A 12,187-nucleotide genomic window follows, 5' to 3' on the forward strand; every position below is an offset into this window, starting at 1 on the left:
GCTAACAAGTCTCCTTAATATAATCTGCCACTCGCAGTGCATTAGCTACAATGGTTAAAGCAGGACTAACCCCCAACGAGGTTGGCATAAATCCACCATCCACAACAAATACATTGTCATGATCGTGCAAACGGCAGTATGGGTCAAGCACTGATGTTTTGGGATCGGTACCAAAACGTGTGGTGCCCACTTGATGGGCTGTATGGCGATCATCTTTATCCCCGGTGGCACCAAACATAAATACTACCCCAGCATGGCGCATCACTTTCTTGAGCTGGCGCATATAGTAACGGGAGCGGTAAATATCGTAAGGATGAAATTTGTGGACTAGACGGATCGCTCCTGTGTTGGTAACTTCTACCCTATTTTCGGCTTGGGGCAAGTCTTCGACAAAACCTGTCATCGCCAGTATCCGTTTGAGTAGGAATTTTGCGATCGCATCTGGAATCGGTACTGGTAAATTTTCTTGTATGCTCAGATGCCCAGGGATTGGCACAGTTTGGGAATACCCGAGCTTATGGGGAAAATCCCCTGAACCAAAATAAAGATCGGTGAAGCCTAACTGCTTGATGAAGGTATCTGCGCCACCGGTAGGTTGACTAAACAACCCAGCCGCCAAAGCACCGCAATGGTACATATAATTTCTGCCCACCTGACCACTACGACCAGTTAACCCAGATTTGATCAGGATTACTGGGCTACCGATGGCTCCAGCTGCTATAATATAAGTTTTAGCTTTTATGGTTTCGATGGTACCAGTATCGCGCCAGCGAAGTTTTACACCAACCACCTTACCTTGAGCGTTGGTAACCAAGCACTCTGCTTCTGTATTAGTTTTTAGCTGGAGATGATAATTGCGGACTGCCCCATCAATAGCACATACCAAGGTCGAAGCACGAGAGTCATTGGGGCAGTAGTAGCCTGGACATTTGGGACAGCGAAGGCAACGGTTAAAGTCTATGCCAAGGGGTAAGTGGAAGGGAGTAAATCCCGCTTTTTCAATCCCCCGCTCCAATTTCTGATTGATCGGCTCAAGGGGAGGAGTCTTGGCCGGATAGCTGTGGGCTGGTGTCTCTACATGGATGATTTTCTTAGGATCATCTCCAGCAACATGGAATAATGACTCGGCCTGATCGAAATAGGGGGAGAGCTGATCATAAGTAATTGGCCAATCCCAGAGGTGACGTGGTAGCCATTCACTATAGTACTTGCCAGGATGGAAATCATTGCGGCTCGGACGCATCAACACTCCACCATAGAGGGAGGTACCACCACCAAGAATTCCGCCAATAAACAATCGGGTATTACGCCCATTAACCTCGATGGTGCGGTCATCAAAAGCTGCCATGTCGATCAGCATTCGTTGCTCGTCCTGGTAAGGTTCACTGTCAATGAATCGGGAGCCACGCTCAACCAGTAAAACCTGCTTACCAGCTTTAGCTAGCGCCAACGCAACAGTTCCTCCACCAGCTCCGCTACCAATGATGATGGCATCAAAATCGTTTGTCATATAGTAAAGGGAACAGGGAATAGGGAATAGGGAATAGGGAGTAGGGAGTAGGGAGTAGGGAGTAGGGATTAGGGAGTAGGGAGTAGGGAGCAGGAATAAGTAAAGACATAAGATGTAGGAGATCAAAGGTAAGAGGGTAAAAAACCTGTGTACCTCGTAGGGAGCAGGAAAGAAAGAAAAGGTAACAAAGAAAAGGTAAAAAATTCTTTGTACCTCTGCAGTCTTGATGCAGCAAGTACGATAATAGCGATGCATCGCTATTCCCTATTTCCTATTCCCGATTCCCGATTCCCGATTCCCGATTCCCGATTCCCGATTCCCGATTCCCGATTCCCGATTCCCTATTGCTTCCTATTGCTTCATTGTCGAACAAACACCTTATCTAAACGTTTTTCCCATTTCTTCTGATTAGCCATAGCATCTTGAACGAAGGGTGACCAAGCAATCAGTTGAATGAATAATTGATTAATCCATGAAACAGGAAAACGTAGCGGTCTGACAATATCTAGAAATAAAACCACCCGCATCCCATCGGTTTCATTCCATACCTCATGGGGGAAGCTATCATCAAACATCATTGTTTTTCCTTCTTCCCAATAGCGAATGTCGTTACCAACACGAATCCGACAATTTTCCTTCGGTTCAGGAACAATTAATCCTAGATGATATCGGATAACCCCTTTATAGGGTCCCCGATGTTTAGGGATATGCTTACCTGGTAATAGGATTGAAAAAAATGCCGTTTTCATGCCAGGAATTTTTTCAATCATACGAGTGGTTTCCGGACATTTTTCACAATTCTGTTTAACTTTGATTCCATAGGCATAAAGGCCATAGGTTTTCCACAGATTATCCGTGCTGACATACTCGGCCTGGTCTGGGGAAAGATCGTGGAAGTTAGGTATAATATCTCTATATTTCAGGATTTGATCTAGCTCTTGGCGAATCGTCATCCATTTGGGTTCTAACTCGGCTACCCAATCAAATTGAGAAGGATCAACGAAAGTTGAATTAGCAATTAATGAGTAATCAGTAATTAGCTTTTCAAACTTGAGGATAAGTGGTCTACCAATACCATAGATCAGGAAATCCCTAGCTTTTCCCCTAAGAGCGTCTAAAGAACGTTTCATGATTAATAAAATTAGCTGCGCTTAGAGGGATATGTTACCATACCTAATTATTTTTTTTACTAGTTGCTAAAAAAAATTATAAATTCCTAGTGATGGTCGTAATTAGTCACTGGGAATTAGTAATCTTGAACACATTTAGCTATCAGCTGATCCAATAACAACCTTAGGATTCTGATCCAGCAACATTCAACTGACTCAACAGATCGGTAATACTACGCTGTTGAAGTTGACTCTGTCGCCATTGACCTACTGCCTCTAAAGTGCCATCAAGAAATCGCAGCCGACATTCCCGACGTTTAATCTTACCACTAGAGGTCTTGGGAATACTTCCGGTCTTCAGCAGCACAATCCCATAAACATCAGCAATATGCTCTTGGGCTACTGCTTGACGAATGGCTGCCACTACTTCATCAACTACTAAGTGTCTCAGGTAACTCCGCTTGATCTCTTGAGCAATAACTAATCGTTCTTCTCCTTCTAAATCTACAGAAAACGCTGCACTAGCATTGGGTCGTAGGGCTGGATGACTCTTCTCAACCGTTGCTTCAATATGCTGGGGATAGCGGTTGTTGCCCCAGAGGATCATCAATTCTTTGAGGCGACCGGTGATAAACAGTTCCCCATCTTTTAGAAATCCTAAGTCTCCGGTGCGCAGAAATGGTCCAGTGCCGGTGTCTTTGATATAGGCACCAAATGTGCGTTCTGTTTCCTCTGGTTGATTCCAATAGCCCTTGCCGACACCATTACCAGATACCCAAATTTCCCCGACTTTATTTTCTGGGCACTCTATTAAGGTTTCCGGGTCAACAATTACCACGTGATCACCTAACCAGGGCTGACCACAGCTGACAATCCCTTGTGCTCCCTTTTGGTCTTTAGTCGCAGCTACCACCTGATTTTCTCCTAGGGCACCTTGCTCAACATACTTAATCACCAGAGGGTTAGCTTTCAATCCCCCGGAAATAAATAATGTAGTTTCAGCCATACCGTAGCAGGGATAAAATGCTTCTGCTCTAAACCCACAAGGGGCAAAGGTCTTGGCAAACCGTTCTAGGGTTTCGGCTCGAATCGGTTCAGCACCTGAAAACGCTACTTCCCAACTACTAAGGTCTAGAGTTTCCATCTGTTCCGGAGTGACCTGACGACACAATAAGTCATAGGCAAAATTGGGACCACCACTGGTGGTGGCTTGATAGCGGGAAATCCCTTGCAGCCAGCAAACTGGTTTCTGTATCAAGGCTACTGGTGACATGAGTGTAACGGGAAATCTCCCATAGATGGGCTGGATCACACCACCGATCAAACCCATATCATGAAACAAAGGTAACCAGATCACTCCTTGACTTTTAAGGGTATGCTCGAAGCACTGATAGATCAAGGCTGAATTGTGCAGGATATTGCCATGGGTCACCATTACCCCTTTTGGCTTACCGGTAGACCCTGAGGTGTACTGTAAAAACGCTAAGCTATCGTGATCTGGGCGCTCGGTTTCAATCCAGTCTGATGCTAGAGACGGGGAAATTTTATTGCTTTCTATCCAAGACAGTTGAGTTAAGCTTGGGGCTAATTCTGGATTGGAGGCACACTGCTGCTGGATTCTTTTCCATAAGTCTGTGGTAGTAAGCGCTACTGTGGCTTGGGCAGAAATTACCCGCTGCTGTAATTGGGCAATAGCCTGTTTAGACCGGGGGGGATTAGCGGTGACTGCTACAACCGAGGCATACAGACATCCAAAGAAAGCAGCAATGAACTCTAACCCAGCGGTATAGGGGTAGACTAATAAGGCACGGGAACCCCTGGCAACTAGAGACTGTAGCTGAGCAGCAATGGCTCTGGCCTGTTGATCTAACTGTTGATAGGTTAGATGTCCAGATTCTGTTTCCCCGTCTGCTAGGAAAGTGTAAGCAATTTGGTTAGGTTGGTTTATCGCTCTATCGACCACGAGATCGACTAAGTTGGAGTATTTAGCTTTATGGTTTGCCATTATGCGATCGCGAATTATCCCTGCTTTGTTTCCCCTCATACCAAGCTTAGACGCGAGGTTACCAGACCCAATCAACAAAATCTGTTTCGTAAGATGCAGATTTTTCGATGCAGAATAGCTTACCTGTCAAACGCTATCGACGCAAGAGGGTAGACTTGACATGATTGATAGAATTTTTCACAAGTTTTGGTAGTTCATGGCAAAATAACCATCAAGTCAACCCCGAAAATAGCAATTCATTGGCTTCAACAGTGGCAACTAACGCTAAATGGAGCGATAATCTCTGTTTAGAACATTATTAGCTGAGATTGAAGGTTCACAACTAGGCTCAATGATCGAAAAGTCATGGAGGGGTAAGGCCAGACGATCACCCAGTGCCAGTAACTGGAGTTGGGTGATTTAATCTTTTAGTGTGGTGAAGGAGTGCAACATGGAATTGTTGAACCAGGTCTGGAACGGGAAAGAAAGGTCACCGGCTACTGTAGTTACCAGTGATCACAAATCTACCGTCAGTTCCCCAAAATTATCTCAAGAAGCATCAAGCATTGCCACTTGGTTAGTGTCCAAGCTAGCAGACGTACTTGAACTGGATGCCCAAGAAATCGATATTCATCGGGATTTTACCGATTATGGTTTAAATTCTATTGAAGCTGTTAACTTATCCGGAGAACTGGAGAATTTCCTCGGACATCGGCTTTCCCCAACGCTTTTATGGGATCACGACAATATTGAGGCATTGGCTGAGTATTTGGCGGAATACGTTGCTAAACAACCAAAAGACAGCTCGCAAGCTAACCATGAAACTTCATCGGCGAGGTCAATACCTGAAACGAATGGTCATATATCGGCCAAAAACGGGCTAATCCCAAATCAAGATGCAGAAAAGCTAGACAATCGAGATATCCCACCGGAATACCACAATTTCCACCTATACCCAGAATACCGCAAACTGCAATTGCAACAGGAGGAAATTAAAGCTCTCGGGGTTAACAATCCTTTCTTTACCCCCCAAGAACGGGTAGTCAACAACACCACCCAGATTGGTGGTCGGGAACTGATTAATTATGCCACTTATAACTATCTGGGCATGTGTGGTGACCCAGTGATCTCTCAAGCAGCAAAGGATGCCATAGATCGTTATGGTACCTCCGCCTGTGCTAGCCGTCTGTTGTCAGGGGAAAAACCCTTACATCGAGAGCTAGAAAAAGAAATTGCTGACTTTATTGGTACTGAGGATAGTATCGTCTATGTGGGCGGTCATGCTACTAACGTAACTACTATTAGTCACCTATTTGGCAAAAACGACCTAATCTTACATGATTCTCTGAGCCACAACAGCATTCTACAGGGATGCATCCTGTCGGGAGCGAGCATTATTGCTTTTCCTCATAATGACTGTCAGGCATTGGATAAAATACTCCAGGAGCGTCGTCACCAGTATCAACGGGTACTGATTGTGATCGAAGGGGTTTACAGTACTGATGGTGACATTCCCGATTTGCCTGAGTTCATTGCAGTCAAGAAACGCCACAAAGCTTTCCTGATGGTAGATGAAGCTCACTCCATCGGGGTACTAGGCAAACACGGTCGAGGGGTTGGTGAGTTCTGTGGGGTTGATCCCGCTGATGTAGATTTGTGGATGGGTACCCTCAGCAAGTCGTTTGCGAGCTGCGGTGGCTATATTGCTGGTTGCGCTGCTGTGGTAGAATACCTCAAGTATACCTCCCCGGGATTTGTCTATAGTGTTGGCATAGCTCCTCCTAATGCAGCCTCCGTGCTGGCTTCCATAAGGCTACTCAAGGCAGAACCAGATCGAGTTGCACTGTTGCACCAGCGAGCTAAACTTTTCCTGGAATTAGCCCAGAAACAGGGACTCAACACAGGGACGAGTAAAGACTCTCCAGTGATTCCAATTATTGTGGGGGATGCGTTGAAGTCGGTGCAACTGTCTCAGAATCTCTTTAAGCGTGGCATCAATGTCCCGTTTATGTTCTACCCATCGGTGCCGCAAAATGCTGCCCGCCTGCGCTTCTTTATCACCTGTAACCATACGGAGGAGCAAATTCGCTTTACGGTGAACACCCTGGCTCAAGAAGTAGCAAAGCAACAGCCGGACGATAGTACCCAGACATCACCCTTAGAGTAACTAAGATTAACTATCTTCATAGTAACTATACTGCACAGGGTCATAACCTGAGCTAATTGATGATCCCCCCCATCCACCCTTAATAAGGGGGGGGAAGCTAATTGAAGATTCCACCTTTAACAAAGGGGGAGATGATCCCCCCCATCCCCCCTTAATAAGGGGGGGGAAGAAATGTAACGCTCAGTTTAAGCTGGTGCTAAGTATAACTACTGAGAACTCAATCTAAGGGAAAACTGGCAACTTACAGATTACAAACCCCGTTGGCGGATTGAGTGGAAATTAACTCGGGGATCAGACTATATATATTAGCAAACCTTAGCAACTAACTAACTGGGGAAAAGTATCCCACCCCGTTACCTAATAGTTAGTGGCTGACAGGTAATCCGCCAAGGACATCTTTCCAACTCGGGTTTTGTTAAGCCAGCTGTGATCAATTGATACATTCTGATAAATCAATTCCGGAAAACCTAACTATCGTTTCAGGTGCCACTTATGCGAGTTTTATTGCTATATCCTCTGTTTCCGAAAAGTTTCTGGTCAATGGAGAAAACCATTGAGTTGGTTAATCGCAAGGCACTGATGCCACCCCTAGGTTTGGTGACAGTAGCAGCGATATTACCTCAGACATGGTCCTTTAAACTGGTTGACCGCAATGTATCTGAGGTAACGGAGGCAGAATGGGATTGGGCTGAGATGGTGATTCTCTCAGGTATGATCGTCCAGAAAAAAGATTTTCTTGAGCTAATTCAGGAAGCTAAGCGCCGTGGGAAAAAGGTAGCTGTCGGTGGTCCTTACCCGACTACCTCACCCCACGAACCTGAAGCGGCTGGGGCAGATTACTTGATTTTGGATGAAGGGGAAATTACCCTACCGATGTTTGTCTCAGCGATTGAACGGGGCGAGAGTCAAGGGGTTTTCCGTGCTAATGGTGAGAAGCCGGATGTTACGGAAACCCCAATCCCCCGCTTTGATCTTCTGGACCTGGAAGCCTATGACACTATGGCAATCCAGTTCTCTCGGGGTTGTCCATTTCAGTGCGAATTCTGCGATATTATTGTCCTCTACGGTCGCAAACCCCGTACTAAAGCTCCCGAGCAGTTGTTAGCTGAACTAGAACGCCTCTTAGAACTGAATTTCCAAGGGGGGATTTTTCTAGTCGATGACAACTTTATTGGCAATAAGCGCAATGTCAAGATTCTGCTGAAAGCCATGAAGGTCTGGATGGCTGAACATGAGTATCCTTTTAGCTTTATCACAGAAGCTTCAGTGGATTTGGCTCAAGACCAAGAACTGATGGACCTGATGGTCGATTGTAATTTTAAAGTGGTCTTTTTGGGCATTGAAACTCCTGATGAAGACAGCCTTACCCTGACTAAAAAGTTCCAAAATACTCGGGATTCTCTGAGTGAATCGGTGGATGCGATTACCAATGCCGGTCTGAGGGTGATGGCTGGGTTTATCATGGGCTTTGATGGGGAAAAACCAGGCGCAGGCGATCGCATTGTCCAGTTTATTGAGAAAACCTCGATTCCTATTGCCTTGTTTAGTATGTTGCAGGCATTGCCTAATACTGCTCTGTGGCATCGCCTTGAAAAAGAAGGACGACTTCTCGATGGTGGGGCTAATATTAACCAAACCACTTTGATCAATTTTGTTCCAACTCGGCCAGTGGAAGAAATTGCTCGTGAATATGTCGAGGCGTTTTGGACTCTGTATGATCCAGAGCGATTTTTAAACCGCACCTACAACCACTTTATGAAGCTTGGTCTACCGAGGCATGCTGTACCTCGTCGGATCGATTGGATAACTATCCGGGCGCTACTAACTCTATGCTGGCGACAAGGGGTTGTCCGTAAGACCCGCTGGACCTTCTGGAATAGTCTGTTTAAGCTGATCCAGCAGAAACCGAAAGTGGTGGGCTCTTTCTTTGTGGTTTGTGCCTACGCGGAACACTTCCTCGAATATCGCCAAATTGTCCGTGACCAAATTGAGGCTCAGCTGGCTGAATTTATGACTAATAAACCATCACCTTTACCGGCTAAGAATGAGGAAGCACCGGTAAGCGAATCCGCGATCGCATAATTCATTCTTTAGGGAACAGGGAATAGGGAGTAGGGAGTAGGGAGTAGGGAGTAGGGGGTGTTGCTTAATAATGGAATGATTTTAAGAGTCAGGTAGAATGGGCATCTGTGGAATGGGCATCTTGCCCGTTATCTATGGAATGGGCATCTGTGGAATGGGCATCTTGCCCGTTATCTATGGAATGGGCATCTGTGGAATGGGCATCTTGCCCGTTATCTATGGAATGGTCATCTGTGGAATGGGCATCTTGCCCGTTATCTATGGAATGGTCATCTGTGGAATGGGCATCTTGCCCGTTATCTATGGAATGGTCATCTGTGGAATGGGCATCTTGCCCGTTTCGTCCTTATTTTCGCGCGGGCAGGATGCCCACTCTACTTCTATTCATTCCAAGACTGACCCAACGCCCCCGATTCCCGATTCCCGATTCCCGATTCCCGATTCCCGACTCCCGACTCCCTGTTCCCTGTTCCCGACTCCCTGTTCCCTATAGATTCAACCATGACCTTCAATCAACAGCACGCCATTATCACAGGGGGCTCCAGTGGGATTGGCAAAGCCACTGCTAAATTATTAGCCCAGAAGGGAGCTAATCTGACTTTGATTGCTAGGGATACAGCTAAGCTAGAGCAGGCTAAAGTCGAGATTGAAGGGATGCGATGTTCCTTTGGAACCGCTTTGCGATCGCATCCGCAACCAAAAATTCTCACTATTTCTGCTGATGTTTCCCAGCAGATACAGGTAGAAGCAGCCATTGAGCAAGCAATTAACCAAATCGGTCCTGCTGACCTATTAATCACTAGCGCTGGTATTGCTCATCCCGGTTACTTCCAAGAGCTGCCCATAGAGGTATTTGAACAAACCATGGCAGTTAACTATTTTGGTTCCCTCTATGCTATTAAAGCAGTACTACCTAGCATGGTAAAGCAACACAAGGGTCATATTGTACTGCTATCTTCCGGTGCTGGACTGATTGGTATTTATGGCTATACCCCTTACAGTCCCAGTAAATTTGCCCTGCGGGGTTTAGCGGAATCCTTGCGCGGTGAGTTAAAGCCCCAAGGTATTCATGTTTCTATTGTCTATCCTCCCGATACCGATACCCCACAACTGGAAGCCGAAAATAAAACCAAGCCCCTGGAAACTAAGATGATTACTGGCAGTGCCCAGATGTGGAGTGCAACTGCCGTAGCTGATCAGATTGTACGAGGTATTGAGAAAAAGCAGTTTGGGATCATGCCAGGATTCGAGATGAGATTACTAGGCCGGTTCCATAGTTTGCTCGCTCCGGTATTGAATTGGTATTTTGATCGGATTGTTACAGGGAATCGGGAATCGGGAATCGGGAATCGGGAGTCGGGAATCGGGAATCGGGGGAAGACTAGTTTGAAGGATTAGACAGTCGGGAGTCGGGAGTCGGGAGCCGGATAATTACCCTTGATAAAAATCTCCCCATCTCCCCATCTCCCCATCTCCCCATCTCCCCATCTCCCCATCTCCCCATCTCCCCATCTCCCCACAAACTCTCTATGAATTACAAGGCATCAGCTGAGTTAAGCGCAGAACAATCTCATCAATTCCTTTTTCTAAGACTTTTCCTGACTGGGATGGTTGATTAACCATGATGCTAAACACGATAGTGCCGTAATCGGGATGTTCGAGATATCCAGACAAAGCTTTAACTCCTCTGAGGGTGCCGGTTTTGGCTTGAACTTTAGTTTGTGTAGAGGGATGACGCAACCGATTTTTGAGAGTACCGCTCACTCCCGCCACCGGTAAAGAGGCTAGGAAAACTTGGTTATTATTGGCATCACTCATCCCTTTGAGAGTGGTTATAAATGCCTCCGGAGTCGCTAAATTTTTCCGGGATAAGCCAGACCCATCTACCAGTCGATAACTATTAGGGTCAACTCCCAATTCTGCCAAAGCATCCTGCACTGCTTCCGACCCGCCAATATAGCGCAATAACGTATCAGCATAACTATTGTGGCTTTTTAGATTCGTTATCTTCACCCATTCTTTCATTGACTTAGATCGAATAGGAGTATTGGGATGAAGCTTGTTTAATGCTGCCGCTGTAGTTAATAGTTTGATGTTAGAAGCAGGGATCAAGTATTGATTAGCATTGTGGCTGTAGAAAACCTTCTCTTCCGATAATGATTCAACCACAATCCCCCATTTCCCTCTCGCCAAGGAAGGATGATCGATAATCGAGTCAATCACTGGTGGCAGAAACTCCGGACAAATGCCATTCTTGTTCGTTTCCGGAGGGGGAACAGGGATTTTAATGGAATCGGTCGGAGCTGTCTCTGGAGGAAGCACAGAAATTTCCAAAGATTTTCCCTCTTGCCTTAAGTCCGCAACTGTTCTAGCGTTAGCTTTTCTAGACGTAATAGGAGATACCGTAGTGAGCACAGCTACAGTTAGCATTCCTAAGGATTTCAACCAATAATTCAATTGGGTCATAGTGAGGCAGTCGTGTTGCTACAGTTCAACAGGCACTAACAGATACAAAAAAGCCTTGCTAGTTTAGGGTTTAAACCCAAACTACATCCTACAATACCTTTGACAAAATTAAAGTTTTTTTCTTTGCTTAATTAAAAATAAGCATACCGAAAATCAAGACATTGTAAGAGTCCAGACCTAGACTATAACTAGTAGTTTACTATTCCTGAATTTTATTCAAAAACAGATTATATTTCTATGAATATTAGATGAATTTATCCATTTTTTTTTAAACTTGTTCGCTCTTTGGTTTAAGTCCCTTGGGTTTAAGTTAAAAGTTAAAGGTTATTGGTTTAAGGTTTAAGGTTTAAGGTTGAAAGTTATTTGGTTGTTCGCCTAGGGTGGCCTTTTGGCCAAGGTTGTCTGTCAGAATGCAGCATGGTGAATGCTGCATGGTGAATTCCAAATTCTAAATTCTACATTCACCATTCTTAATTCAAAGGGGAGTTTTGTATTATTCCACCCATAAGCACGCAAATTTGTAATAGGGGAAATAATACATCAAATCTGGCTAAGTTTCAGCAGTTTGCGATCGCGTAGCGTGGCCTACGCGATTGGCCTTTTGGCCACGCTACGCGATCGCATTATTGAGGATTAGATACCCCAGGGTCAAAAAGTAGGGTGTGTTAGGGGCCTCACAGGGGTAGGTTTTTTACATTAAGGTCAAACATCGGGCGACCCAGAGGGAGAGGAAAAGGAAAACAACGAAAAAGCGGCGCTGCATCGCTTGTCTGTACCCCCACACCCCACACCCGGTCACCCCACACCCCTCCTAAATCTTCAACGAAGCGTGGACTGGGAGGATAAAACACCAAGCCGATGGCATCGGC

The 12,187-nt window shown here is 45.6% G+C and carries 11 protein-coding genes; 5 read left to right on the plus strand and 6 right to left on the minus strand.

Annotated elements, in window-relative coordinates; genetic code table 11:
• Position 1 precedes the first annotated feature (1 nt).
• On the minus strand, positions 2-1,765 hold the full coding sequence (locus tag F6J99_RS03935; protein ID WP_293111791.1) for a GMC family oxidoreductase: 1,764 nt from the start codon (positions 1,763-1,765) through the stop codon (positions 2-4).
• Between F6J99_RS03935 and F6J99_RS03940 the strand changes: the two genes are divergently transcribed.
• Positions 1,760-1,918, plus strand: a complete 159-nt coding sequence (locus F6J99_RS03940; protein ID WP_293111792.1) for a hypothetical protein — start codon at positions 1,760-1,762, stop codon at positions 1,916-1,918. The genes F6J99_RS03935 and F6J99_RS03940 overlap by 6 nt on opposite strands.
• Here F6J99_RS03940 and F6J99_RS03945 read toward each other — a convergent pair.
• Together F6J99_RS03945 and F6J99_RS03950 are read right to left on the minus strand one after the other, a co-directional pair.
• On the minus strand, positions 1,870-2,640 hold the full coding sequence (locus tag F6J99_RS03945; RefSeq protein WP_293111793.1) for an aspartyl/asparaginyl beta-hydroxylase domain-containing protein: 771 nt from the start codon (positions 2,638-2,640) through the stop codon (positions 1,870-1,872). The genes F6J99_RS03940 and F6J99_RS03945 overlap by 49 nt on opposite strands.
• Before the next feature lie 163 nt (positions 2,641-2,803).
• Positions 2,804-4,624, minus strand: coding sequence for a fatty acyl-AMP ligase (locus tag F6J99_RS03950; protein ID WP_293111806.1), 1,821 nt, complete (start codon positions 4,622-4,624; stop codon positions 2,804-2,806).
• Positions 4,625-5,054: 430 nt separating this feature from the next.
• Between F6J99_RS03950 and F6J99_RS03955 the strand changes: the two genes are divergently transcribed.
• From F6J99_RS03955 to F6J99_RS03970, 4 genes are all read left to right on the plus strand, one after another.
• The gene (locus F6J99_RS03955) at positions 5,055-6,770 is read left to right on the plus strand and encodes an aminotransferase class I/II-fold pyridoxal phosphate-dependent enzyme (RefSeq protein ID WP_293111794.1); all 1,716 of its coding nucleotides are present in this window, start codon (positions 5,055-5,057) and stop codon (positions 6,768-6,770) included.
• Between the two features lie 492 nt (positions 6,771-7,262).
• Complete coding sequence (locus F6J99_RS03960; RefSeq protein ID WP_293111795.1) at positions 7,263-8,852, plus strand: B12-binding domain-containing radical SAM protein; 1,590 nt, start codon at positions 7,263-7,265, stop codon at positions 8,850-8,852.
• A 107-nt stretch (positions 8,853-8,959) separates the two neighbouring features.
• Complete coding sequence (locus F6J99_RS03965; RefSeq protein WP_293111796.1) at positions 8,960-9,421, plus strand: hypothetical protein; 462 nt, start codon at positions 8,960-8,962, stop codon at positions 9,419-9,421.
• Positions 9,354-10,250: an SDR family oxidoreductase gene (locus F6J99_RS03970; protein ID WP_293111797.1), complete on the plus strand. Its 897-nt coding sequence runs from the start codon at positions 9,354-9,356 to the stop codon at positions 10,248-10,250. Before F6J99_RS03965 ends, F6J99_RS03970 begins: the two co-directional genes overlap by 68 nt.
• On the opposite strand, the gene F6J99_RS03975 is transcribed toward F6J99_RS03970, so the two are convergent.
• From F6J99_RS03975 to F6J99_RS03985, 3 genes are all read right to left on the minus strand, one after another.
• Positions 10,247-10,372, minus strand: a complete 126-nt coding sequence (locus tag F6J99_RS03975) for a hypothetical protein (RefSeq protein WP_293111798.1) — start codon at positions 10,370-10,372, stop codon at positions 10,247-10,249. The two genes, F6J99_RS03970 and F6J99_RS03975, sit on opposite strands and share 4 nt — an antisense overlap.
• A 7-nt stretch (positions 10,373-10,379) precedes the next feature.
• On the minus strand, positions 10,380-11,318 hold the full coding sequence (gene dacB / locus F6J99_RS03980) for a D-alanyl-D-alanine carboxypeptidase/D-alanyl-D-alanine-endopeptidase (RefSeq protein ID WP_293111799.1): 939 nt from the start codon (positions 11,316-11,318) through the stop codon (positions 10,380-10,382).
• Between the two features lie 674 nt (positions 11,319-11,992).
• Positions 11,993-12,187: hypothetical protein (locus F6J99_RS03985; RefSeq protein ID WP_293111800.1), on the minus strand; the 195-nt coding region annotated here is incomplete at its 5' end.

Source organism: Moorena sp. SIO4G3 (assembly GCF_010692305.1).
Classification (GTDB): domain Bacteria; phylum Cyanobacteriota; class Cyanobacteriia; order Cyanobacteriales; family Coleofasciculaceae; genus Moorena; species Moorena producens_A.

Coding starts and splice junctions, on each gene's coding strand:
- F6J99_RS03955 (WP_293111794.1), top strand. CDS start 5,055: ATGGAATTGTTGAACCAGGTCTGGAACGGGAAAGAAAGGTCACCGGCT.
- dacB (WP_293111799.1), bottom strand. CDS start 11,318: ATGACCCAATTGAATTATTGGTTGAAATCCTTAGGAATGCTAACTGTA.
- F6J99_RS03950 (WP_293111806.1), bottom strand. CDS start 4,624: ATGGCAAACCATAAAGCTAAATACTCCAACTTAGTCGATCTCGTGGTC.
- F6J99_RS03940 (WP_293111792.1), top strand. CDS start 1,760: ATGCATCGCTATTCCCTATTTCCTATTCCCGATTCCCGATTCCCGATT.
- F6J99_RS03935 (WP_293111791.1), bottom strand. CDS start 1,765: ATGCATCGCTATTATCGTACTTGCTGCATCAAGACTGCAGAGGTACAA.
- F6J99_RS03945 (WP_293111793.1), bottom strand. CDS start 2,640: ATGAAACGTTCTTTAGACGCTCTTAGGGGAAAAGCTAGGGATTTCCTG.
- F6J99_RS03960 (WP_293111795.1), top strand. CDS start 7,263: ATGCGAGTTTTATTGCTATATCCTCTGTTTCCGAAAAGTTTCTGGTCA.
- F6J99_RS03970 (WP_293111797.1), top strand. CDS start 9,354: ATGACCTTCAATCAACAGCACGCCATTATCACAGGGGGCTCCAGTGGG.